This is a genomic window from Rhizobium sp. H4 (genome assembly GCF_003013335.1).
GTDB classification, from domain to species: Bacteria; Pseudomonadota; Alphaproteobacteria; order Rhizobiales; family Rhizobiaceae; genus Rhizobium; species Rhizobium sophoriradicis.
Genome location: NZ_PSOW01000006.1, coordinates 125,460 through 149,226 on the forward strand (window position 1 = coordinate 125,460; position 23,767 = coordinate 149,226).

The following is a 23,767-nucleotide window of genomic DNA, read 5'->3' on the forward strand; positions in this document are numbered from 1 at the left end:
GAATATGTCTCCGAAATGTCGTTATTGGGAAGAAAGCCCGAGCACGTCGAGCATGGAATAGAGGCCCGGCTTTTTATCGCGCGCCCAGAGGGCCGCCTTGATAGCGCCGCGCGCGAAGATCGAGCGGTCGGCCGCACTGTGCGACAGGGTGACGATTTCACCTTCGCCGGCGAAAAGCACGGAATGCTCGCCGATGACGGAGCCGCCGCGCAAGGTCGCAAAGCCGATCGTGCCGGCCTCACGGGCGCCGGTATGGCCGTCTCGCACCGTTACCGATTTCGAGGCCAGATCGATATTGCGGCCCTTGGCCGCGGCTTCGCCGAGGAGAAGGGCGGTGCCGGAAGGCGCATCCACCTTGTGCTTGTGGTGCATTTCCAGGATTTCGATGTCCCAATCGACAGGATCGAGCGCTCGCGCTGTCTGCTGGGCCAGCACACCCAGCAGATTGACGCCGAGGCTCATATTGCCCGACTTGACGACACGGGCATGGCGGGCGGCGGCGGCGATCCTGGCATTGTCGTCTTCCGAACAGCCGGTGGTGCCGACCACGTGAACGATGCGGGCTTGGGCGGCGAGGCCGGAGAATTCCACTGTTGCAGCAGGCGAAGTGAAATCGAGCACGCCGTCGGCATGCAGGAAGGCATTGAGCGGATCGTCGCCGATGATGACGCCGGTCGGGCCGAGGCCGGCAATTTCGCCGGCATCTTTACCGACGAAGGGCGAGCCGGCGCGATCGACGGCGGCATGCAGCACCAAACCTTCGATCGAATGGATGAGCCGGATCAGCGTCTGTCCCATGCGCCCTGCCGCGCCGACCACCACCAGTTTCATCGCAGCATCGCTCATTTCGGTCACCAGGTCAGTTTGTATCGGAGGCCGAAGGCCTCTGCAGATTGTTGAGGCGAGCGTAAAGACCGTCGCTGACCTTCGCAAGCGTCTCGTGATTGCCTTCCTCGACGACCCGGCCCTGCTGCATGACGACGATCTTGTCGGCGCGCACCACGGTCGAGAGCCGGTGGGCGATGACGACGACGGTGCGGCCGGTCATCGCCTCGTCGAGCGCCTTCTGCACGGCGGCTTCGGATTCGGTGTCGAGCGCCGACGTCGCTTCGTCGAGAAGCAGGATTGGCGCATTGCGCACCAGAGCCCGCGCGATCGAAAGCCGCTGACGCTGGCCGCCCGAAAGCGTCACGCCGTTTTCGCCGACCGGCGTATCGTAACCCTGCGGCTGGGCTGAGATGAAGTCATGCGCATAGGCAAGCCGGGCGGCCTCTTCCACCTCGGCATCGGTCGCTTCCGGCCGGCCATAGCGGATATTGTCACGGATCGTGCCCTCGAACAGATAAGGCTGCTGCGAGACGTAGGCGAGCTGCTGGCGCAGCGATTTCTTGGTGATGTGGGCGATGTCCTGCCCGTCGATCAGGATCTCGCCCTCGCGTGGGTCGTAAAAGCGCGGAATGAGGTTGATGACCGTGGATTTGCCGGCCCCCGATGGTCCGACCAGGGCCGTCGTCGCGCCGCCCTCGGCGATGAAGCTGACTCCGCTCAGCACGCTCTCATTGCCGTAGCCGAAGGAAACGTTGCGGAATTCGATCCTGGCTTGCGTCACCGTCAGCGGCTGAGCATCCGGCAGGTCGCGCTGGCGCGGCTCCATGTCGAGCAGTTCATAGATCATCCGCGCATTGACGACGGCGCGCTCCATCTGCACCTGTAGGCGCGCAAGCCGGCGGGCCGGGTCATAGGCCAGCAGCAAGGCGGTGACGAAGGAGAAGAAGGCGCCTGGCGGCACGTTGTAATAGATCGAGCGGTAGGCGGCATAGGCTAGCACGCTGGCAACGGCAAAGCCCGCAAAGCTCTCGGTCAGAGGCGAGGTGCGTTCCGAAAGCCGGGCAATCCGGTTTGCCCGGTTTTCAGCGCCTTTGATAAGTTTGTTGACCTTGCGTTCCAGCTCCTCTTCCATCGTGAAGGCTTTCACGATGGCAATGCCCTGGATCGTCTCCTGCATGGCGCCCAGCACGTGGCTGTTCAGATGCACGGCCTCGCGGGTTGCCGAGCGCAGCCGTTTGGAAACATAACGCAACGCATAGAGCAGCGGCGGCGCCATGATGAACACGGCAAGGCTAAGCAGCGGGTCCTGGAGGACCATTACGCCGATCAGCGAAACGAAGGTCAGGAGGTCGCGGACCGTCGACGTGATCGTCAGGTTGAGCACGTCGCGGATGCCGCTGACGTTCTGGCTCACCTGCGCGGCGATATGGGCCGAGCGCGCCTCGCTGAAGAAGCCGACGGAAAGTGTCATCAGATGCGCATAAAGGCGGCGCTGATACCGGGCGACGATGTCGTTGCCGACCTTGGAAAGCGCCACTGCCTGACCGTAACTCGCAAAACCGCGCAGCACAAAGGCGACGAAGATCGAAAGGCAGATGATCCAGACGACGTCGGCGCGGCGATTAGCGAAGGCCTCATCGATGATCGCCCGCATGATCCAGGCGGTGAAGGCCGTTGAAAGCGCCACGATGATCAGGCAGGCAATCGCGAAGACATAACCCCAGAGATGGTCGCGGCCGTTTTCAGCGATAATGCGCTTGAGGATGCCGGTGACGGTATCGCTGCTGACGCTCTGCTTCCTGCTTTCTACGGCTTCCAAATATTACGCTTCCTGTCCGAGACCAAGCGCGCCGGTGAATATGGCGCGCACTTCGCCGGCTCTATAAAGAGTTGGGACTGGTTTGGCTAGAGCGCGGCGCGTCCCGGAGGGACGCGCGCCGGCTCAGCGCCGCCAGCGGCGGCCTTCCGTCGAAACACCGAAATTGGCCGGCATGCGCGCATAGGAGGAAAGCCCGGCAAGGGCTGCCAGCGGGTGCGTCACGACATAGGTCGGGATGGTGCGAAGCAGCGCGGTGTGCGGCGCCTTGTCCTCGAAGGCCCTGCGGAATTCCGGCTTCTTCAGCGCCGGGAGGATCTTCTGCGAGATGCCGCCGGAGAGATAGACGCCGCCGCGCGCCATGAACACCATCGCCATGTCGCCCGCCACTCGGCCGAGATAGGTGGCAAATAGCGAGACGGTCTCGACGGCGGCCTTGTCGCTGCCGGCAAGCGCGTGCGAGGTGATGTCGGCCGGATCCTTCATCGTCGGCTGAATGCCGTCGACGATACAGATGGCGTTATAGAGGTTGACGAGGCCGCGCCCGCAGAGGATCTGCTCGGCCGAAACGCGGCCTTCGATCGTCTCGATATGCGGAAAGACGTCATAATCGCGTTTGCTGCGCGGCCCAAGATCGATATGGCCGCCTTCGCCGGGGACCGGGATCCAGCTGTGCTGGGCATGCACGAGGCCGCCGACGCCGAGGCCGGTGCCGGGCCCGAGCACGACGCGCGAGGCGATCATGTCGCCGGTGGCGCTGCCGATGCGCTCGCGGTTTTCATCCGACAGGGCGGCGATCGCCAGCGCCTGCGCCTCGAAATCATTGACGACGAGCACGTCCTCGATGCCGAGGCCCTCGATCATTGTCCTCGGCCGCACCACCCAGTCGCAATTGGTCAGCGGGATCTCGTCGTCGTTGATCGGACCGGCGACGGCGAGGATTGCCGAGCGCGGCTGCACCGCGGTCTTGTCGAGCACGCCCTTCTGGATCGCTTCGTCGATTGTCGCGAAATCCGCCGTGCGCACATTCGGAAACTGCTTCGGCTCGGCATAGGCATCGGACAGGATGGAGAAGCGGGCATTGGTGCCGCCGATATCGCCGATCAGGATCGGGAAAGGCAGCGGAGTGCTGTGGTTCGGTTTTGGCATGGCCGGTTCCGTGCTGATCAGGCTTCGAGGGTGGGAAGGAGCTTTATAGCGGTCGCGTGGTTGAGCGCCATCGGAATGTCGTAGACGATTGCCAGCCGCATCAGCGCCTTCACGTCGACATCATGCGGCATCGGCGTCAGCGGGTCGACGAAGAAGATCAAGGCATCGACCTCGCCGGTCGAAATCAGCGCGCCGATCTGCTGGTCGCCGCCGAGCGGGCCGCTTTTCAGCCTAACGACGTTGAGGTCGGGCGCGGCATCGAGCACCCGCCCGCCGGTCGTACCTGTCGCGACGATTTTCCAGCGCGAGAGAAGATCCTTGTTGGCGCGGGCGAACGCCGCCATGTCGTCCTTCTTCTGATCATGCGCAATCAATGCGAGGCATTTGCCGCCAGCCATCAACCCCTCCGCCCGGACAATTCAATCGATTTGACCGCTTCTATACCAAGAATTTGCGATTTGAAAGACAGCGCCGGGCGCTCCTCATTGCATCGCCGGCTTGTCGTTCGGAACCGGGCCGACATCGGGCAGTTCTCCGTCGTCATCGTCGGTGGCCGGTGCCGCCGTCGGCGCGGCGGCAAGCGCGCTTGCGGCAGACGGTCCGCTGGCGGCAGAAGGTCCGCCCGCGGCAGAAGATCCGCCATAGGTGGCGGCCTGCATCGAGGTGACGGAAGCGGCGTCGAGCACGGCAGCGCAGGCCTTTGGCAGGTCGGAGACCATCATCTCGCGCGGCGGTTTCGGCGGCTTGGCGCCGGGCTTCGGCGGTTTTGGTGGCGCCCATGGCGCCGGCGTGAACCAATAGGCGAGTGACTTGTCGCAGCCGTCTCCCGCGGGGACGGGAGCTTGCGGGGTGCATCCGGCTGCACCGGGCGGGCACTTTATACGGATGTGAAAATGCGAGTCATGACCGTATATCGGCCGGAGCTTGCCGAGGTTGGTGCGGTCGCCCGTCCAGGTGTCGCACATCTTTTTCTTGATCGCGGGATTGACAAAAATGCGCTCCACCTGGGGATAGCTTGCCGCCAGCATCAAAAGTCGAGCCCGCGATTCCGTCCATACCTTGGGATCGACGGTCAGGAATTTGTTCTTTTGCAGCATGGTGGTGAAAGGCAGGTACTGACGCTCCTCGGCCGTCAGGCGGCGCGAGGGCATCGGAGTGAACCATATATCGGCATCGAGGCCGATCTGGTGCGAGGAATGGCCGTTGAGCATCGGCCCGCCGCGCGGCTGGGCGATGTCGCCGACGAGAATGCCCGGCCAGCCGGCATATTTGACCGCATCCTGCGAAAACCGTTCCAAGAGCGCGATCATCGCGGGGTTGCCCCAGCGGCGGTTGCGCGAAAGCCGCATCGCCTGCCAGGTCGGGCCGTCGGTCGGCAGCGCCACAGCGCCGGTCATGCAGCCCTTGGCATAAAAGCCGATCGGCTGCGCCGGTCCCTGCGTCGGCAGGCTGGCGCCGCCGAACAGAGCCTTGGCGCTGCCCGGGCTCGGCGTCTTCTGCTCGGCGCCGACGTCGCCGGCGGCAAGGCCTGCGCCGATTGCGCCGGCGAGCGCCAGTCTGCCGAATGTCCTGAAAGCTTGAGTGAAGCCGAATGCCATGCTGTTCCCTTGAGAAGTGATTTGTCTGCGAATCTAACGTGAAAAGAGATTTTGGTGAATCGATGATTTGCCGGGCGGGCGCCGGAGGCGGCGGTGACGGATCGCCGCAGCGGCTTAAGCCTCGAGGATCTCAGACACGGCCGGGTAGCTTGAATATTTCGTGAGCCTAGCAAAAATCAAACTCTTACCTGTTTTTCGCCCCTATTTCTCGTATTGTCGAACCATCAATAGTCAGGGGAAAGTGGGAATGGCATTTCTGTCGTTGAAGATCGGGTTGTTTCTCTCCCTTGCGGCTGTTTTGGCGCCGGTGGGGGCTGTTGGTCAGGACCAGCCGTTTCTGATCGGAAGCTCGGTCATCAGTGAGATGAAGTACAAGCCGGGCTTTGCCCATTTCGACTACGTCAATCCCGATGCCCCGAAAGGTGGAGACCTGCGTCTTTCGGCCAGTGGCGCCTTCGACACCTTCAATCCTCTGCTCGCCAAAGGCCAGGCAGCTGTAGGTCTGTCGCTTGTTTACGACACGTTGATGAAGCCGGCCGAAGACGAACTCCTTGTCTCCTATGGTCTGCTCGCAGAGGGCCTGTCCTTTCCGGCTGACGTCTCCAGCGCGACCTTTCGCCTGCGCAAGGAAGCGAAATGGGCGGATGGTCAGCCGGTCACGCCTGAGGACGTCATCTTCAGTCTTGATAAGACGAAGGAGCTCAATCCTCTCACGGCCAATTATTATAGTCACGTGCTGAAGGCGGAAAAGACCGGCGAGCGTGACGTCACCTTCACTTTCGACGAGAAGAACAATCGCGAACTGCCCAATATTCTCGGGCAGTTGGTGGTCGTGCCCAAACATTGGTGGGAGGGACAGGGGCCGGACGGCAAACCGCGCGATATCTCAAAGACGACGCTCGAGCCCGTAATGGGGTCCGGGCCTTACAAGATCGCATCCTTCTCCCCGGGCGCGACCATCCGCTATGAACTGCGTGACGACTATTGGGGCAAGGACCTCAACGTGAATGTCGGCCAGAACAATTTCCGCAACGTCACCTACACCTATTTCGGCGATCGCGATGTTGAGTTCGAAGCGTTTCGCGCCGGCAACAGTGACTATTGGCAGGAAACTACGGCTGCCCGCTGGGCAACGGGGTATGATTTTCCCGCGGTAAAGGAAGGAAAGGTCAAGAAGGAGGAGGTCAAGAACCCGCTGCGGTCCACCGGCATCCTGCAGGCGCTCGTGCCCAACATGCGGCGAGACCTGTTCAAGGACATCAGAGTCCGCAGGGCGCTGAATTACGGTTTTGATTTCGAAGAGTTGAACCGTACGGTTGCTTTTAACAGTTACAAGCGGATCGATAGTTATTTCTGGAACACCGACCTCGCCTCCTCCGGCCTTCCGCAGGGTAGAGAGCTGGAAATCCTTCAGGGTATGAAGGACAAGGTTCCGCCGGAGGTCTTCACGACGCCTTATACCAATCCGGTCGGCGGCGATCCGCAGAAAAGCCGCGACAACCTCCGCAAGGCGATTGGGCTGCTGAAAGAAGCCGGCTGGGAGATCAAGAACAACCGGATGGTTAATACCAAGACCGGCCAGCCGATGAGTTTCGAGATCCTGTTGTCAAGCCCGATGTTGGAGCGCTGGGCGGTTCCTTACGCCAACAACCTCAAGAAAATTGGAATAGATGCCCGCGTCCGTACGGTCGACGCCTCGCAAGCTGTAAACCGCGAACGCAGCTTTGACTACGACATGATTTGGAACGTCTGGGCGCAGACCTTGAACCCAGGTAATGAGCAGGCCGACTATTGGGGCTCCGGCTCGGTCAACCAGCAAGGCTCTCGCAATTATGCCGGTATCGCCAACCCGGCCGTCGATGAACTCGTTCGCATGATCATCTTCGCGCCCAACCGCGAAGAACAGGTTGCAGCGATCAAGGCCATGGATCGGGTATTGCTGGCAAATCACTACGTAATCCCGCTATTCTACCGCGATACCTATAACATCGCCTATTGGAACACGGTCACGCATCCTGCCGAGTTTCCGGCCTATGGCCTTGGCTTCCCCGATGCCTGGTGGTCCACCTCGGCAAAATGAGCGGGCTTGCAAAGCAGGGGCTCTGGGCTCCAAATGGCCCGAGCGAATCACGACAAGCCGGCGGGGCCGGCAAGGGAAGGCTGGCGGATTGAGCGGCATTGGACTGAACGGCGTGCAGACAAGAAAAACATTCCCGGAGGCTGAAGGCTGATGGGCGCTTATGTCATTCGCCGCCTGCTTTTGATGATTCCGACCATCGTCGGCATCATGGCGATTTCCTTCATCGTCGTGCAATTCGCACCCGGCGGTCCGGTTGAGCAGGTTATTGCCCAATTGACCGGCCAAGCCGACAGCGCCGATCAGCGCCTGTCCGGCGGCGGTGATCTTCTCGGCGGAGGAGGAGGCGAAGAAAGCTCGAAATATCGCGGCGCCCAGGGCCTCGATCCGGAGCTGATCGCCAAGCTTGAAAAGCAATTCGGCTTCGACAAGCCGCCGCTGACGCGTTTCGGCGAGATGATGTGGAACTACATCCGCTTCGATTTCGGCGAAAGCTTCTTCCGCAACACTTCCGTGCTGGACCTGATCAAGGAAAAGCTGCCGGTGTCGATCTCGCTCGGCATCTGGATCCTGATCTTCTCCTATGCGATCTCCATTCCGCTCGGCATCCGCAAGGCGGTGAAGGACGGATCGACCTTCGATGTCTGGACCTCGGGCGTCATCGTCGTCGGCTATGCCGTGCCGAGCTTTCTCTTCGGCATCCTGCTGATCGTGCTGTTCGCCGGCGGCTCCTTCTACGACTGGTTCCCGCTGCGGGGGCTCGTCTCCGACAATTTCGACCAGCTCCCTTGGTGGCAGAAGCCGCTCGATTATTTCTGGCACCTCACTCTGCCGCTGATCTCGCTTTCGCTCGCCGCTTTCGCCACGACGACGCTGCTCACCAAGAATTCCTTCATCGAGGAGATCAAGAAGCAATATGTCGTCACGGCCCGCGCCAAGGGGCTGAACGAGCGGCAGGTGCTCTATGGCCATGTTTTCCGCAATGCCATGTTGATCATCATCGCCGGTTTTCCCGGCGCTTTCATCTCCGCCTTCTTCACCGGCTCACTGCTGATCGAGAACATCTTCTCGCTCGACGGTCTCGGCCGCCTCGGCTATCTCTCGGTGGTCAACCGGGATTATCCGATCGTCTTTGCCACCCTCTACATCTTCTCGCTGCTCGGCCTTTTCGTCAGCCTGATCTCCGACCTGATCTACACCTGGATCGATCCGCGCATCGATTTCGAGCGGAGGGATGTCTGATGGACGCTGCCGCAAATCCCGTCACTGCAACCCCCGTCAAGCCGCCGCGCAAGGGCCTGCTGTCGCCGACAAATATCCGCCGCTGGAAGAATTTCCGGGCGAACGGCCGCGGCTACTGGTCGCTGTGGCTGTTCCTGCTGCTATTCGTGCTCAGTCTCTTCGCCGAGTTCCTCGCCAACGACCGGCCGATCATCGCCTCCTACAAGGGTGAGATCCTGTTTCCGGTACTGATCGACTATCCCGAGGAGAAGTTCGGCGGCTTCCTCGCCGAAACCGATTACCGTTCCTCGGTGATATCAGACGAGATCAACGCCAATGGCTGGATGATCTGGCCGCCAATCCGCTATTCCTACCGCTCGGTCAACTCCAACATTCCGCATTCGGCGCCGACTGCTCCGTTCTGGCTGATGACCAAGGAGGAGCGCTGCTCCGGTTATCCTGAAGGCGTGAACGATCCCGCCTGCACGCTCGGCAACCTCAATTGGCTCGGCACCGACGATCAGGCCCGCGACGTGCTCGCCCGCGTCATCTACGGCTTCCGCATCTCGGTGCTCTTCGGGCTGGCGCTCACCATCTGCTCGGCAATCATTGGCGTGACGGCCGGCGCGGTGCAGGGTTATTTCGGCGGCTGGACCGATCTTTTGCTGCAGCGCTTCATCGAGATCTGGTCGTCGATGCCGGTGCTCTACATCCTGCTCATCATCGCCGCCATCCTGCCGCCCGGCTTCTTCGTGCTGCTCGGCATCATGCTGCTCTTTTCCTGGGTCGGCTTCGTCGGCGTCGTGCGCGCTGAATTCCTGCGCGCCCGCAATTTCGAATATGTCCGCGCCGCCCGCGCCCTCGGCGTCAACAACCGCACCATCATGTGGCGCCATCTGCTGCCGAACGCGATGGTCGCGACGCTGACCTTCCTGCCTTTCATCCTCTCCGGCTCGATCACGACGCTGACCTCGCTCGATTTCCTGGGCTTCGGCATGCCGCCTGGCTCCCCCTCGCTCGGCGAGATGATCGCCCAGGGCAAGACCAACCTGCAGGCGCCCTGGCTCGGGCTGACGGCCTTCTTCGCCATGTCGATCATGCTGTCTCTGCTGATCTTCATCGGCGAAGCCGTGCGCGACGCCTTCGATCCGAGGAAGACGTTCCAATGAATGACATGACAGAACCGCTCCTTTCCGTCCGCGATCTCTCGGTTGCCTTTCATCAGGGCGGCGAGACGTCGCTTGCCGTCGATCACATCTCCTTCGATATCGCCAAGGGCGAGGTCGTGGCGCTGGTCGGCGAATCCGGTTCCGGCAAGTCGGTCTCGGCCAATTCGATCCTGAAGCTTTTGCCCTATCCCTCCGCAAGCCATCCCTCCGGCGAAATCCTGTTCAAGGGCAAGGACCTCTTGAAGGCGTCGGAGCGGGCGTTGCGTGAGGTTCGCGGCAACGACATCACCATGATCTTCCAGGAGCCAATGACCTCGCTCAATCCGCTTCATACGATCGAGAAGCAGATCGCCGAAATCCTCGCCCTGCATCAGGGCATCACCGGCCAGCCGGCGCGCCAGCGTGTGCTGGAATTGTTGAACCAGGTCGGCATCCGCGAGCCGGAAAAGCGGCTGAAGGCCTATCCGCACGAACTGTCCGGCGGGCAGCGCCAGCGTGTCATGATCGCCATGGCGCTCGCCAACCGGCCGGAATTGCTGATCGCCGACGAGCCGACCACCGCGCTCGACGTCACCGTGCAGGCGCAGATCCTCGAACTGCTGCGGCAATTGAAGGCGGCGCACGGCATGTCGCTGCTGTTCATCACCCATGATCTCGGCATCGTGCGCAAATTCGCCGATCGCGTCTGCGTGATGACCAAGGGCAGGATCGTCGAGACAGGGACCGTCGCGGAGGTCTTCGCCAATCCGAAGCACGATTATACCCGCCACCTCCTTGCCTCCGAGCCGCGCGGCGAGCCGCCGCTTGCCGATCCGTCGAAGCCGGTGGTGATGGAAGGGTCCGATATCCGCGTCTGGTTCCCGATCAAGGCAGGGCTGATGCGCCGTGTCGTCGACCATGTGAAGGCGGTCGACGGCATCGATCTTTCGCTGCGCGCCGGCCAGACGCTCGGCGTCGTCGGCGAGTCCGGTTCCGGCAAGACGACGCTCGGTCTGGCGCTCACGCGGCTGATCTCCTCGCAGGGGCGGATCGCTTTCGTCGGCAAGGATATAGCCGGCTATTCGTTCAGCGAGATGCGGCCGCTGCGCAACCAGCTGCAGATCGTCTTCCAGGATCCTTACGGCTCGCTCAGCCCGCGCATGTCGGTCGGCGATATCATTGCCGAAGGGCTGAAGGTGCATGAGCGCGCTTTAAGCGCCGAAGAGCGTGACCAGCGCGTATGCTGGGCGCTGGAGGAGGTTGGTCTCGACCCCCTGACCCGCTGGCGTTACCCGCATGAATTTTCCGGCGGCCAGCGCCAGCGCATCGCCATTGCCCGCGCCATGGTGCTCAAACCGCGCTTCGTCATGCTCGACGAGCCGACCTCTGCGCTCGATATGAGCGTCCAGGCCCAGGTGGTCGATCTCCTGCGCGACCTGCAGAAGAAGCACGACCTCGCCTATCTCTTCATCAGCCATGATCTGAAGGTGGTGAAGGCGCTCGCCAACGACGTCATCGTCATGCGTTTCGGCAAGGTGGTGGAGCAGGGGCCGTCCTCGGAAATCTTCCGCGCTCCGAAGGACGATTACACCAAGGCGCTGATGGCCGCCGCCTTCAACATCGAGGCGGTGCCGACGCCCGCCGTGCAACAGTAAAGAACACCATGTCCGCACATCCTCCTGTTCTCGTCGACATCAAGTTCAATCCCGAAGGTGTCGCCCGCGTGCTGAAAACGGCATTTGCCGACCGTGGCAGCATCAATCTCGCCTATCCGGCCGATCGGACCCGGGATCTCAGCGTGGCCGAATACGCGCTTCTCTGGAAGCCGGATGCCGATCTTTTCAAAAGGGCGCCGAACCTCAAGGTGATCTTCTCGGGCGGCGCCGGCGTCGACCATATCGTCGGCATGGACGGCTTGCCTGAGATACCGATCGTTCGGTTCGTCGATCGCAGCCTGACCACCCGCATGAGCGAGTGGGTGGTGATGCAATGCCTGATGCATCTGCGCGGGCAATACGCCCATGATATCAGCCAACGACGGCGGGAATGGGCCAAGCTGATCGCGCCCGAAGCGGCGGAAGTGACGGTCGGCGTCATGGGCCTCGGCGTGCTCGGGCAGGACGCGGTCGCCAAGCTGAAAGTGATGGGGTTCAACGTCGTCGGCTGGTCGCGGACCCGCAAACAGATTGATGGCGTAGAGACCTTCGATGCGCGCGAACTGGACGGGTTCCTCGCCAGGACCGACATTCTCGTCGGCCTCTTGCCGCTGACACCTGACACCACGGGGTTTTATGATGGCGGGCTGTTTAAGAAGCTCCGCCGCGACGGTGCGCTGGGGCGGCCGATCTTCATCAATGCAGGCCGTGGCCGGAGCCAGGTCGAGTCCGACATCGTCTCGGTCATCCGCAGCGGCATCCTCGGCGGCGCTTCGCTTGACGTTTTCGAGGTGGAGCCCTTGGCGTCGGATAGCCCGCTGTGGGAGTTGGAAAACGTCTTCATCACCCCGCATGACGCGGCGGTCTCCGAAGAGACCGCGCTGTTCCGCCATGTCGAGACGCAGATCGCCCGTTTCGAGCGCGGTGAATCGCTGCAATTCGTGATCGACCGCGCCGCCGGTTATTGAGCCTCCGGAACCTTCGAGACGACTGACCGTTTTCTCTGCGAACGTTTCTTGCGGCCGCATCGGCCGCTAGAACAGGATGCTTTTAGGCCCGGTCGGCCTGAAATCTGAATCCTGTTCTAAATTAAAGAGTTAGAGCATAATGTCGTCCGAAAACCGCTCACACTTTTCGACATCATGCTCTAAGTCAGCGGAAGGAGACGATGATGGCGCATCAGACGGAAACACGCTGGGAAAAATCCGACGGCAAGCTTCACAAGGAAGAGCAGATCCCGCCGGTCAAGGCAAAACAGGGGCGCACGGGATACCGCATCCTGACGGTGCTGCTCGTCGCCCTGATCCTCGCTTTCGTGGTCTGGATCCCGGTCGAGATCTGGGGTAATCGCGAGGCGGACGAGGTTGCGCCGCAACAGCCCGGCCAGCAACTCCAGCAGCAGCAATCGGACGCAGCACCTGCCCCGACGCAGCAGAACAGCAATGCGGTGCCGACCGAGACGCCGGCGACAGCACCGGCCCCGGATGCGGCGCCTGCGGCACCCGCCCAGCCCGCGGCACCGACCCAGCCGGCGGCGCCGGCCCAATAGAGCAAATCAACGTATCTTCCATCCCGCCGCCAGGACGCGGCGGGATGTTTATGTTTTATCTGGACTTTGCCCGCTGATTTTTCGATAAGAAGACGCACGAGCCGGTTTCGTGCGCCGGCCCGCAAACTTGGCAGCACCTGACCGGATGGGACAGGGGCAGGAATTCATGGCCAAGACCGATATTGCAAGACGCGTCTACAATCACGCGTGGAAGCTCGACCCGATCATCCGCAGCCTGATCGATACCGACTTCTACAAGCTGCTGATGCTGCAGATGATCTGGAAGCTCTATCCAGACGTCAATGCCTCCTTCACGTTGATCAATCGGACGAAACGCGTCCACCTCGCCGAGGAGATCGACGAAGGCGAATTGCGTGAACAGCTGGATCACGCCCGTACGCTGAGGCTTTCCAAGAAGGAGATGATCTGGCTGGCTGGTAACAGCTTCTACGGCCGCGCGCAGATTTTCGAGCCGGAATTCCTCGCCTGGCTTTCCAACTTCCAGCTCCCGGAATACGAGCTGTCGAAGAAGGACGGCCAGTATGTGCTGGATTTTCACGGGGCCTGGAAGGAAACCACGATGTGGGAGATCCCGGCGCTCGCGATCGTCAACGAGCTGCGCTCGCGCTCGGCGATGAAAGCGCTCGGCCCTTTCACCCTTGACGTGCTCTATGCCCGCGCCAAGGCGAAGATGTGGTCGAAGGTCGAGCGGCTGAGGGAACTGCCGGGTTTACGCATTTCCGATTTCGGCACCCGCCGCCGCCACAGTTTTCTCTGGCAGCGCTGGTGCGTCGAGGCGCTGAAGGAAGGCATCGGCCCGGCTTTTACCGGCACCAGCAATGTATTGCTGGCAATGGATTCCGATCTCGAAGCGGTCGGTACCAATGCCCATGAGCTGCCGATGGTGGCCGCTGCCCTGGCGCAAACCGACGAGCAGCTGCGCACCGCCCCTTATAAGATCCTGCGCGACTGGAACAAGCTCTATGGCGGCAACCTTCTGATCGTCCTGCCGGATGCCTTTGGCACCGCGGCTTTCCTGCGCGACGCGCCGGAATGGGTGGCCGACTGGACCGGCTTTCGCCCGGACAGCGCGCCGCCGATCGAGGGCGGTGAGAAGATCATCGACTGGTGGAAAAAGATGGGCCGCGATCCGCGCCAGAAGCTGCTGATCTTCTCCGACGGCCTCGATGTGGACGCCATCATCGACACTTACCGGCATTTCGAAGGCCGCGTGCGGATGAGCTTCGGCTGGGGCACGAATCTGACGAATGATTTTGCCGGCTGTGCCCCGACCGAAATATCGGGCCTCAACCCGATCTCGGTCGTCTGCAAAGTCAGCGACGCCAATGGCCGTCCGGCGGTGAAGCTCTCAGACAATCCGCAGAAGGCGACGGGCGAACCGGCAGAGGTCGAACGTTACCTGAAATTCTTCGGCACCGAGGACAGGGTCGATCAGACCGTCCTGGTTTAGGCTCGCCGCGCCGTACGGCCGTCCCGGGGCATATCGATGTGCCCGGCCATCGCGTCCTCGATCGACCAGCCGAAGCGCCAGGCGTCGAACATCGAATACCATTCCTGCAGATCGGTGATCGGCAGGACATCCGGCTTCGACATCGGATTGTCGGCCAGGCTGCGGCCGAGCGCACGGTCGCGTGCGCCGCGTTCCTGCATCTCAAGCAGATCCTCGAACATCGTCACCCCCTCTTTTGATTGGGTTTATGCAATCATGCTAATGAAGCATTGTCGAGTCCGGATGCGGGGATTCCGGTTTTTCACAGGATTAGCCCTAATTTGCTATCTCGATGCTGAGTTGACGGGGAGGCCCGGCTTCCTGGCTGGGGTCCGCCGCCGAGCCTCCCGGCTGGCCGATCTTCAAGTCGGCAGCGCCGAGAACTTGTCGCCTTCCGGCCGGGGCGATCCAACCAAGATCAGATCAATGGTGAACGGTCGGCTAATATCCACCGGATCTGTGCCGATCCCACACGATCCGGCAGGTCGGCTGCGGCATTCTCGACTGTTCAGGCCGCCAGCCTGCGAAACCGGGTTCTGATCCGGTCGAGGTAATAATGGCCGGGAGACGGTGCCGCCGTCATCGCATGGGCTTCCGAAGAGGGAACGCCCTCGAACAGCCGCTCCTCGCCATTCCTAAAGCAAATCCTGAGCCGCCCGTCTTCCTGGCTGAAATAGACGGATTTGATGATCTTCGACTTCACCGAAAGTTCTTCCACCTGTTTTACCTCTGTTTTTAGTTTTGCAGACGGTAAACCCAAACGTGCAAAGACGCGGTGAAGCAGCGTGGTAAAAATTCAGGAATCTTTCTGATCAACCCTGGCGTTTCCTTCGATGGGGATCGGGCCTTCGTTTCCGCACGTTATGGGAGATCAGCCGATGTTGACAAACTTTGCCAAACAACTCAATTTTGATGAAACGGAGAGCTTCGATGGCGACCATGAACGTATCGCTGCCCGATCCCATGAAAGATTGGGTGGAAGCGCAAACCAAAACAGGCCGTTATGCCAATGCGAGCGATTATGTCCGCGACCTCATCAGGAAAGATCAGGAGCGAAACGACAAGGTCGCAGCTATGCAGCGCTTTGTCGATGAAGGCTTGAAGAGCGGCGTCGGGTCGCGGTCGAAGGACGAGCTGTTTGAGGCGGCTCGGGCGCGCGAGGAAAGCTCTCGCGGCAATTGATGATGGGCTTTCGCCTTGCGGAAGAAGCGGAAGAGGACATTGTCGGCATAGCCGAAACGGGCATTCGCCTGTTTGGCTCAGCGCACGCTCGGCGCTACCATGATGAACTCTACGCCATTTTTGATCTGATTGCTGCCAATCCCCGTATGGCGCGCGAACGGCATGAAATTTCTCCTCCGATGTGCATTCATCCGTTCAAGGCCCATCTCGTCGTTTATACGATTGCGGAGGGCGATAATGTTCTCATTGTCCGTATTCGCCACGGACACGAAGATTGGTCCAGTCAGGTTTAAAATTTCACTCTGTTGGATGAAAATGCGAAGAATGGCGGACAGGGAGGGATTCGAACCCTCGGTACGCTTTCACGTACACACGCGTTCCAGGCGTGCGCCTTAAACCACTCGGCCACCTGTCCTTTGGCGTTCGCACCAGGAGAGGAGCAAATCGTCGGAACGGCGCGATATATACCGATGAATTTTTGCCGATCAACCCAAATCTAACAGTTTTTTGACTTCTTCGGATAAAACTCGCCTGCGCCCGTCCATTGTGCTTCACCCCATCGATGACTATGTAATTCTCAAGGCGGAGAATGGCGCGGGGTCCGCCGGAATTGTCCGGCATATCGAAGCGTCGGAGGAGTTGATGCGTTTCCTGTTGCGTCTGGCCAGTCTTGTCGCGCTTGCGGCGGCCGTTATTGCCGGGACCATCGATTCGATCCAGTCGGTTGCGGCATCCGCCGTTGTCATGACGCCGATGTCGGAGGCCTGGCAGGATGTGAGTCCGGACACGCTGACCTCGCTGCAATCTGCGCTTTCCTACTATATCCATCCCCGTTTCTACGCCTTTATCTTCCAGTGGCTGATGCTCCAGCCGGCCTTTGCCGTCTTTCTGGTGATCGCGCTGCTTCTCTGGATGATCGGCTATAAGAAGCCGCCGATCGCCGGTCGCTTCACTGCATAGGTGCTTGAGCCGTCGATCCGGCAAAAGACCGGGTGCATTTGCCCGTCCCCGGTTTCAGCAACGGCCAGCGGATCGGCTAAAAAATCCGCATCCCGGTCGGCGAGATGTCCAAAAATCCGCCCGGCAGAACTGATTTTCAGCAATTGCTGCAAATCTTTACCGCCTGAAAAATTTCTGGTGAATTTTTCCGTGAGCCATGCAAGGATGCGCGCAGCCAGGCCTCCGGGGGGAGGTCGGTGGTTCCGCAGACATGTCCGCAAAGGACTTGCGGGAGGACCCCTAACGAATAGCAACAACAGGGCTGCACAATGAAAAAATCCCTTCTCACTCTTATTGCCGTGGCTGCCATGTCGACGACGGCGCTGGCCGCCGATGTCAAGCCGGCGCTGGTTTACGGCACCGGCGGGAAGTTCGATAAGTCCTTCAACGAGGCAGCCTATAATGGCGCCGAGAAGTTCAAGGCCGAGACCGGCATTGCCTATCGCGACTTCGAGCCGACGGGCGACACCCAGGGCGAACAGGCCATCCGCAACTTCGCAAGCCGCGGCTTCAACCCCGTGGTCGCCGTTTCCTTCGCCTGGACTTCGGCCATTGAGAAGGTCGCAGCCGAATTCCCCGACACCAAGTTCATCATCGTCGACTCCGTCGTCGACAAGCCGAACGTCCGTTCGGTCGTCTACAAGGAAGAAGAAGGCTCCTATCTCGTCGGTATTCTCGCCGGCATGGCCTCCAAGACCGGTAAGGTCGGTTTCGTCGGCGGCATGGACATTCCGCTGATCCGCAAATTCGAATGCGGCTATGAGCAGGGCGCTCGCGCCGCCAAGGCCGACATCCAGGTTTTCCAGAACATGACCGGCACAACAGGTGCGGCCTGGAATGACCCGGTTCGCGGCGGCGAGCTCACCAAGAACCAGATCGACCAGGGCGCCGACGTCATTTACGCGGCAGCCGGCGCCACCGGCCTCGGCGTTCTGCAGACCGCCGCCGACAACAAGAAGCTGTCGATTGGCGTCGACTCCAACCAGAACCATCTGCATCCGGGCTCGGTGCTGACTTCGATGGTCAAGCGCGTCGACCTTGCCGTCTACAACGCCTTCACCGACACGAAGAACGACAAGTTCACCGGCGGCGTCCAGGCGCTCGGCGTCAAGGAAGATGGTGTCGGCGCCGCGATCGACGACAACAACAAGTCGCTGATCACGCCGGAAATGCAGGCTGCCGTTGACAAGGCCAAGGCCGATATCATCGCCGGAACTGTCAAGGTTCACGATTACACCTCGGACAATTCTTGCCCGAAGTGATCCGCGCCCTGATGTAATTGACGATTGAGATCGGGCGTATGGCGGAGGGGATTTTCGCCATACGCCCTTTTCTTATTTGGAGCCTGCTGTGACAGATAAGCCCGCTATCGAGCTTGTCGGCATCGATAAGAAATTCGGTGCCGTCCACGCCAACAAGGACATCAATCTCACCGTTGCCAAGGGCACGATCCACGGCATCATCGGCGAGAACGGCGCCGGCAAATCGACGCTGATGTCGATCATTTACGGTTTTTACCACGCCGACAGCGGCGAGATCCGCGTCAACGGCAAACCCGTCACCATCCGTGACAGCCAGGCGGCGATCGCAGCCGGCATCGGCATGGTGCACCAGCATTTCATGCTGGTCGATAATTTCACCGTGCTCGAGAATATCATGCTCGGCGCCGAAGGCGGCTCGCTGTTGGCCAGAGGCGTCGCATCGGCCCGTGCCGAGCTCAAGCGGCTGGAAACGGAATATGGGCTGGAAGTCGATCCCGATGCACTCATCGAAGAGCTGCCGGTCGGCCTGCAGCAGCGCGTCGAAATCCTGAAAGCCATGTATCGCGGCGCAGAGATCCTGATCCTCGACGAGCCGACGGGCGTGCTGACGCCGGCGGAGGCCGACCATCTTTTCCGCATCCTCAAGGTGCTGCGCGACCAGGGCAAGACGATCATCCTCATCACCCACAAGCTGCGCGAGATCATGGCGATCACCGATACCGTTTCGGTCATGCGCCGCGGCGAGATGGTCGCGACCCGCAAGACGGCGGAAACGACGGTTGAGGAGCTTGCCGAGCTGATGGTCGGCCGTCGCGTGCTGCTGCGCGTCCAGAAGGGTGAGGCGAACCCCGGCGCTCCGGTGCTCACGGTTCGCAACCTGACGGTCAAAGACAATCGCGGCGTCACCATGGTCGACAACGTCTCCTTCGATGTCCGCGCCGGCGAGATCGTCGGCATAGCCGGGGTTGCCGGCAACGGCCAGTCCGAATTGCTGGAGGCGATTGCCGGTATCCGCAAGCCCGCCTCCGGCGAAATCCTCCTCGACGGCCAGACGATCGACAAGGCCGATCCAGCCCGCCTGCGCGATCTCGGCCTCGCCCATATTCCCGAGGACCGCCACCATATGGGCCTGGTCCTGAAATTCGAGGAATATGAAAATTCCGTGCTCGGCTATCACCGCCGTCCGGGCTACAGCAAAGGTCCGCTGCTCGATCTCGAAGCGATCCGCAGGGATGCGATGGAGAAGATCGAAAAATACGACATCCGCCCGCCGAACCCGCGCCTGAAGACGGCGAATTTTTCCGGCGGCAATCAGCAGAAGATCGTCGTCGCCCGCGAAATCGAACGCGACCCGAAGATGCTGATCATCGGCCAGCCGACGCGCGGCGTCGATATCGGCGCCATCGAATTCATCCACCGCCGGATTATCGAAATGCGCGATGCTGGCAAGGCGATCCTGCTCGTCTCCGTCGAACTCGACGAAATCCGCGCCCTTTCGGACCGTATCCTTGTCATGTTTGCCGGCAACATCGTCGGCGAGAAGACGCCCGATGCCGGTGAACAGACCCTCGGCCTGATGATGGCCGGCATTGCCGCGTGAGGCCCTTATGAGCACTGCTTCCGTTCCGCTACCAAACTGGATCAACTACGGCCTGATCCCGCTTCTGAACCTCATCGTCGCCTTCCTGATCTCCGGCTTCGTCGTCTGGCTGATCGGCGAGAGCCCGCTTGCCGCCCTTTCCCTGCTTATCGAGGGTGCTTTTGGCAGCGGTGAAGGCATAGGCTTCACACTCTATTATGCGACCAGCTTCATCTTCACCGGCCTTTCCGTTGCGGTGGCGATCCATGCCGGTCTCTTCAACATCGGCTCCGAAGGCCAGGCCTATATCGGCGGCCTCGGCTGCGCACTGGTGGCGCTGGCGCTCGACAATTACGTGCCCTGGTACGTGACGATGCCGGTCGCCATCGTCGGCGCCGGCATTTTCGGCGCAGCCTGGGCCTTCATTCCCGCTTTCCTCCAGGCCAAGCGCGGCAGCCACATCGTCATCACGACGATCATGTTCAACTATATCGCCGCCGCCCTCATGGTCTATCTGCTGGTGCACGTGCTGATCGTGCCGGGCAAGATGGCGCCGGAAACCCGCACCTTTCTCGAAGGCGGTCAGCTTCCTAAGCTCGGTTGGCTGATGACGATGTTCGGAGCCAAGCTCGGTGCCGCCCCGTTTAACGTCTCCTTCATCGTCGCCCTCTTTGCCGCCTGGTTTGTCTGGATCCTCATCTGGCGCACTAAGCTCGGCTTCGAGATGCGCACGCTGGGTGTAAGCTCGACAGCCGCCGACTATGCCGGCATTCCCTATGCGCGCATCGTCATCATCGCCATGCTGCTTTCCGGCGCGCTGGCCGGCATGATGGCGCTCAATCCCGTCATGGGCTCTTCCGCCCGTCTGCAGGTGGAGTTCGTCGGCGGCGCCGGCTTCGTCGGCATCGCCGTCTCGCTGATGGGCCGCAACCATCCGCTCGGCATCATCCTGGCGGCGATCCTTTTCGGCACCCTCTATCAGGGTGGTGACTGGATCTCTTTCGAAATGCCGAATATCACCCGTGAGATGATCCTCGTCATCCAGGGTCTGGTGATCCTCTTTGCCGGTGCGCTGGAATACATGTTCCGGCCGGTAATGGTGCACATCTACCAGCAGTTCAAGCCAGCCTGAGGAGCGGACGATGGATTACTACGAGATTTTCATCAACGTCCTGAGTTCGACGGTCCGGCTCTCCATCCCGCTGATCTTCACAGCACTCGCCGGCCTGTTTTCCGAGCGCGCGGGCGTTTTCGATATCGGCCTCGAAGGCAAGATGCTGGGCTCGGCCTTCGCCGCTGCCTGTGTGGCCTATCTCACCGGCTCGGCCTGGCTGGGGCTCGGCGCCGGCATCGTCTGCTCGGTGGCGCTGAGCCTGGTGCACGGCTTCGCCTCGATCACCAACCGCGGCAATCAGATCGTTTCGGGCGTGGCGATCAATTTCTTCATCGCCGGCATCACCATCGTCCTCGGTCAGGCCTGGTTCGGCCAGGGCGGCCGCACGCCGCAGCTGCCGCCGGATGCGCGCTTCGCGCCGATCATTCTGCCGGGCGCCGATGCCATGCGTGACGTGCCGATCATCGGCCCGCTCTACGCCAATGTCATATCGGGCAACAATATCCTCACCTATCTCGCCTTCCTCGCCGTACCCTTCTCCTGGTGGGTGCTTTATCGCACGCGCTTCGGCCTCAGGCTTCGCGCCGTCGGCGAAAATCCGGGTGCGGTCGACACTGCGGGCATCTCGGTCGCCTGGCTACGCTACCGCGCCGTCATGTGCGCCGGCATCCTCTGCGGCTTTGCCGGCACCTATCTGGCGATCGCCCAGTCCGCCGCCTTCATCAAGGACATGTCGGCCGGCAAGGGCTATATCGCGCTCGCTGCTCTGGTTTTCGCCAAGTGGAAGCCGGTGCCTGTCATGTTCGCCTGTCTGCTCTTCGGCTTCCTCGATGCGCTGGCGAATTTCATGCAGGGCAAGCAGGTGCCGCTGATCGGCGCAGTGCCGGTCCAGGTCTTTCAGGCGCTGCCCTATGTCCTCACCTGCATCCTGCTTGCCGGCTTCATCGGCGTCGCAATCCCGCCGAAGGCCGGCGGCGTGCCCTATACGAAGGAACGTTGATCATGTCCCACGACCTGTTCGAAGCCGCGCGCGGCGCCATGGCCTTTGCCCATGCGCCCTATTCGAAATTTCCCGTCGGCGCGGCGATCCGGGCTGAGGACGGCAAGGTCTACACCGGCGCCAACATCGAAAACCTCTCCTTTCCGCAAGGCTGGTGCGCCGAGCCGACGGCAATCAGCGCCATGATCATGGGCGGGGCGAAGAAGATCGTCGAAATGGCTGTCATCGCCGAGAAGCTGCCGCTCTGCCCGCCCTGCGGCGGCTGCCGCCAGAAGATCTCCGAATTCGCTTCCAAGGACACGAAGATCTACCTTTGCGACGAGGCCGGCGTGCAGAAGACCATGACGATGGAAGAGCTTCTTCCCTTCAGCTTCGAGACGGAACTCGGATGAAGGCGACGGTCGAACTGCTCGCCGCATTGCTCGGCACTATCAAGCCGCGCCATGGCATCGTGCTCGGCTCCGGTCTCGGCTCCCTGGTTGGCCAACTGGACGGCGCCGTGCGTATTCCCTATCGCGACCTGCCGGGCTTTCCCGTCAGTGCCGTCTCCGGCCATGCGGGCGAAGTCGTTGCCGGCCGGCTCGGCGGTGCTCCTGTCATCATGCTTTCCGGCCGCGTGCATTATTATGAGAAGGGCGATGCCAATGCCATGCGCCTGCCGATCGAGGTGTTGCAGGCGCTCGGCGTCGAGGCGCTGATCCTGACCAATTCGGCAGGATCGCTGCGCGAGGACATGCCGCCGGGTTCGGTGATGCAGATCACCGATCATATTAACTATTCCGGCATGAACCCGCTGATCGGCGAGGAAAGCGATCACCGTTTCGTCGGCATGACCAACGCCTATGATGCCGGCCTTGCTAGCGCGATGCGGAAGGCTGCGGCAAAGCTCAAGATCGAGCTGGCGCAGGGTGTCTATATGTGGTTCTCCGGTCCAAGCTTCGAAACGCCGGCCGAAATCCGCATGGCGCGCTTCCTTGGCGCCGATGCCGTCGGCATGTCGACGGTGCCGGAGGTCGTCATCGCAAGAATGCTGGGCCTGAGGGTTGCCGCAGCCTCCGTTATCACCAACTATGGGGCGGGCATGACCGGCAATGAGCTCAGCCATGAAGAAACCAAGGACATGGCGCCTGTCGGTGGCGCCCGTCTCGCCGCCATACTGAAAGAGATGATTGCGGCCAGAACAGGATGATTTTAGACCGGGTCGGCCTAAAATCTGAATCCGGTTCTACACTAATAGCGAGAGCATGATGTTGTCCGAAAACCGCTCACACTTTTCGGCATCATGCTCTAGAGGAAGTGAAGATGAATAGCCATTCCATCCGGGAAACGGCGGCGGTCGCCCTTTCCCTTCTCGATCTCACCAATCTGAAGGACGATTGCACCGAGGCGCAGATCGAAGCGCTCTGCGCCCGCGCGCAGACGCCCTATGGCAATAGCGCTGCGATCTGCATCTGGCCGCGCTTCGTCGCCCAGGCCCGCAATATCCTCGGCACCGGCCATGCCGTACGGATCGCCACCGTCGTCAATTTCCCGGCGGGCGAGATGGAGGTGGCCGATGTCGCCGCCGAAACCCGCGAGGCGATTGCCGACGGCGCCGACGAGATCGATCTGGTCATCCCCTACCGCACGTTCATATCAGGCAACGAGAAGGCGGTGACCGATATGGTCAAGGCGGTGCGCGCCGAATGCGTCGGCCCCGTTCTGCTGAAGGTCATCATCGAGACCGGCGAATTGAAAGAGGCGGCATTGATCCGCCGCGCCTCCGAACTTGCCATCGAAGCCGGCGCGGATTTCATCAAGACCTCCACCGGCAAGGTCGCCGTCAATGCGACGCTCGAAGCCGCCGACATCATGATCCGGGCCATTCGCGAAAGCGGACGCAAGGTCGGCTTCAAGCCGGCCGGCGGCATCGGCTCGGTGGCCGATGCGGGCCTCTATCTCAGCCTTGCCGAAACCATCATGGCGCCGGATTGGGCGATGCCCTCGACCTTCCGCTTCGGTGCTTCCGGCCTGCTCGACGACATATTGGCGGTTCTAGGCGGAGCGCAGCCGGCATCGGCGGCGGCGTCGGGCTATTGAG

Annotated in this window: 25 protein-coding genes and 1 tRNA gene; 17 read left to right on the forward strand and 9 right to left on the reverse strand. The window is 61.2% G+C overall.

What is annotated here, in order from left to right; all coding sequences use genetic code 11:
* Positions 1-21 precede the first annotated feature (21 nt).
* From dapB to mepA, 5 genes are all read right to left on the reverse strand, one after another.
* Positions 22-846, reverse strand: coding sequence for a 4-hydroxy-tetrahydrodipicolinate reductase (gene dapB / locus C4N04_RS11250; RefSeq protein ID WP_106796115.1), 825 nt, complete (start codon positions 844-846; stop codon positions 22-24).
* Between the two features lie 13 nt (positions 847-859).
* The gene (locus C4N04_RS11255) at positions 860-2,647 is read right to left on the reverse strand and encodes an ABC transporter ATP-binding protein (RefSeq protein ID WP_106796053.1); all 1,788 of its coding nucleotides are present in this window, start codon (positions 2,645-2,647) and stop codon (positions 860-862) included.
* Between the two features lie 123 nt (positions 2,648-2,770).
* Positions 2,771-3,793 carry a glucokinase gene (locus tag C4N04_RS11260; protein ID WP_010061366.1) on the reverse strand — a complete coding sequence of 341 codons (1,023 nt, stop codon included), beginning with the start codon at positions 3,791-3,793 and terminating at the stop codon, positions 2,771-2,773.
* Positions 3,794-3,810: 17 nt separating this feature from the next.
* Complete coding sequence (locus C4N04_RS11265) at positions 3,811-4,191, reverse strand: methylglyoxal synthase (RefSeq protein WP_010061364.1); 381 nt, start codon at positions 4,189-4,191, stop codon at positions 3,811-3,813.
* Positions 4,192-4,275: 84 nt separating this feature from the next.
* Entirely contained in the window at positions 4,276-5,391 is a 1,116-nt protein-coding gene (gene mepA / locus C4N04_RS11270) for a penicillin-insensitive murein endopeptidase (RefSeq protein WP_039617263.1), read from the reverse strand.
* 247 nt (positions 5,392-5,638) lie between these two features.
* On the opposite strand from mepA, the gene C4N04_RS11275 reads away from it, so the two are divergent.
* The 7 genes from C4N04_RS11275 (at position 5,639) to pncB (ending at position 14,512) form a co-directional block, all read left to right on the forward strand.
* Entirely contained in the window at positions 5,639-7,471 is a 1,833-nt protein-coding gene (locus C4N04_RS11275) for an extracellular solute-binding protein (protein ID WP_039617265.1), read from the forward strand.
* 150 nt (positions 7,472-7,621) lie between these two features.
* On the forward strand, positions 7,622-8,710 hold the full coding sequence (locus C4N04_RS11280) for a microcin C ABC transporter permease YejB (protein WP_038686157.1): 1,089 nt from the start codon (positions 7,622-7,624) through the stop codon (positions 8,708-8,710).
* Positions 8,710-9,858 carry an ABC transporter permease gene (locus C4N04_RS11285; RefSeq protein ID WP_077995053.1) on the forward strand — a complete coding sequence of 383 codons (1,149 nt, stop codon included), beginning with the start codon at positions 8,710-8,712 and terminating at the stop codon, positions 9,856-9,858. The genes C4N04_RS11280 and C4N04_RS11285 overlap by 1 nt, the downstream gene beginning before the upstream one ends.
* Complete coding sequence (locus tag C4N04_RS11290) at positions 9,855-11,492, forward strand: ABC transporter ATP-binding protein (RefSeq protein WP_077995052.1); 1,638 nt, start codon at positions 9,855-9,857, stop codon at positions 11,490-11,492. Before C4N04_RS11285 ends, C4N04_RS11290 begins: the two co-directional genes overlap by 4 nt.
* Positions 11,493-11,500: 8 nt before the next feature.
* The gene (locus C4N04_RS11295) at positions 11,501-12,460 is read left to right on the forward strand and encodes a glyoxylate/hydroxypyruvate reductase A (RefSeq protein WP_106796054.1); all 960 of its coding nucleotides are present in this window, start codon (positions 11,501-11,503) and stop codon (positions 12,458-12,460) included.
* Positions 12,461-12,660: 200 nt separating this feature from the next.
* The gene (locus C4N04_RS11300) at positions 12,661-13,041 is read left to right on the forward strand and encodes a hypothetical protein (protein WP_009982537.1); all 381 of its coding nucleotides are present in this window, start codon (positions 12,661-12,663) and stop codon (positions 13,039-13,041) included.
* A 166-nt stretch (positions 13,042-13,207) separates the two neighbouring features.
* On the forward strand, positions 13,208-14,512 hold the full coding sequence (pncB, locus tag C4N04_RS11305) for a nicotinate phosphoribosyltransferase (RefSeq protein WP_077995050.1): 1,305 nt from the start codon (positions 13,208-13,210) through the stop codon (positions 14,510-14,512).
* Here pncB and C4N04_RS11310 read toward each other — a convergent pair.
* Together C4N04_RS11310 and C4N04_RS11315 are read right to left on the reverse strand one after the other, a co-directional pair.
* Positions 14,509-14,733, reverse strand: coding sequence for a CrpP-related protein (locus C4N04_RS11310; protein WP_010057833.1), 225 nt, complete (start codon positions 14,731-14,733; stop codon positions 14,509-14,511). The genes pncB and C4N04_RS11310 overlap by 4 nt on opposite strands.
* A gap of 326 nt (positions 14,734-15,059) precedes the next feature.
* Positions 15,060-15,269, reverse strand: coding sequence for a KTSC domain-containing protein (locus tag C4N04_RS11315; RefSeq protein ID WP_009994618.1), 210 nt, complete (start codon positions 15,267-15,269; stop codon positions 15,060-15,062).
* Positions 15,270-15,481: 212 nt separating this feature from the next.
* Between C4N04_RS11315 and C4N04_RS11320 the strand changes: the two genes are divergently transcribed.
* Positions 15,482-15,733 (forward strand): type II toxin-antitoxin system ParD family antitoxin, encoded by a 252-nt coding sequence (locus tag C4N04_RS11320; RefSeq protein WP_009994620.1) that lies wholly within the window; start codon positions 15,482-15,484, stop codon positions 15,731-15,733.
* A gap of 2 nt (positions 15,734-15,735) precedes the next feature.
* Positions 15,736-16,026 carry a type II toxin-antitoxin system RelE/ParE family toxin gene (locus tag C4N04_RS11325; protein ID WP_077995049.1) on the forward strand — a complete coding sequence of 97 codons (291 nt, stop codon included), beginning with the start codon at positions 15,736-15,738 and terminating at the stop codon, positions 16,024-16,026.
* Between the two features lie 32 nt (positions 16,027-16,058).
* Here C4N04_RS11325 and C4N04_RS11330 read toward each other — a convergent pair.
* A tRNA-Ser gene (locus C4N04_RS11330) sits at positions 16,059-16,148 on the reverse strand.
* A 227-nt stretch (positions 16,149-16,375) separates the two neighbouring features.
* On the opposite strand from C4N04_RS11330, the gene C4N04_RS11335 reads away from it, so the two are divergent.
* On the forward strand, positions 16,376-16,693 hold the full coding sequence (locus tag C4N04_RS11335) for a hypothetical protein (RefSeq protein ID WP_038686170.1): 318 nt from the start codon (positions 16,376-16,378) through the stop codon (positions 16,691-16,693).
* Here C4N04_RS11335 and C4N04_RS31565 read toward each other — a convergent pair.
* On the reverse strand, positions 16,654-16,845 hold the full coding sequence (locus tag C4N04_RS31565; protein ID WP_125864864.1) for a hypothetical protein: 192 nt from the start codon (positions 16,843-16,845) through the stop codon (positions 16,654-16,656). The two genes, C4N04_RS11335 and C4N04_RS31565, sit on opposite strands and share 40 nt — an antisense overlap.
* A gap of 156 nt (positions 16,846-17,001) precedes the next feature.
* Between C4N04_RS31565 and C4N04_RS11340 the strand changes: the two genes are divergently transcribed.
* The 7 genes from C4N04_RS11340 (at position 17,002) to deoC (ending at position 23,766) form a co-directional block, all read left to right on the forward strand.
* Positions 17,002-17,994, forward strand: coding sequence for a BMP family ABC transporter substrate-binding protein (locus C4N04_RS11340; protein ID WP_077995048.1), 993 nt, complete (start codon positions 17,002-17,004; stop codon positions 17,992-17,994).
* 88 nt (positions 17,995-18,082) lie between these two features.
* Positions 18,083-19,594: an ABC transporter ATP-binding protein gene (locus C4N04_RS11345; RefSeq protein ID WP_039617281.1), complete on the forward strand. Its 1,512-nt coding sequence runs from the start codon at positions 18,083-18,085 to the stop codon at positions 19,592-19,594.
* 7 nt (positions 19,595-19,601) lie between these two features.
* Positions 19,602-20,705, forward strand: coding sequence for an ABC transporter permease (locus C4N04_RS11350; protein ID WP_086155861.1), 1,104 nt, complete (start codon positions 19,602-19,604; stop codon positions 20,703-20,705).
* 10 nt (positions 20,706-20,715) lie between these two features.
* The gene (locus C4N04_RS11355) at positions 20,716-21,687 is read left to right on the forward strand and encodes an ABC transporter permease (protein ID WP_077995046.1); all 972 of its coding nucleotides are present in this window, start codon (positions 20,716-20,718) and stop codon (positions 21,685-21,687) included.
* Between the two features lie 2 nt (positions 21,688-21,689).
* Positions 21,690-22,079 (forward strand): cytidine deaminase, encoded by a 390-nt coding sequence (locus tag C4N04_RS11360; RefSeq protein WP_003589240.1) that lies wholly within the window; start codon positions 21,690-21,692, stop codon positions 22,077-22,079.
* The gene (locus tag C4N04_RS11365; protein WP_106796055.1) at positions 22,076-22,876 is read left to right on the forward strand and encodes a purine-nucleoside phosphorylase; all 801 of its coding nucleotides are present in this window, start codon (positions 22,076-22,078) and stop codon (positions 22,874-22,876) included. Before C4N04_RS11360 ends, C4N04_RS11365 begins: the two co-directional genes overlap by 4 nt.
* Positions 22,877-22,989: 113 nt before the next feature.
* The gene (gene deoC, locus C4N04_RS11370; RefSeq protein WP_038686183.1) at positions 22,990-23,766 is read left to right on the forward strand and encodes a deoxyribose-phosphate aldolase; all 777 of its coding nucleotides are present in this window, start codon (positions 22,990-22,992) and stop codon (positions 23,764-23,766) included.
* Position 23,767 lies beyond the last annotated feature (1 nt).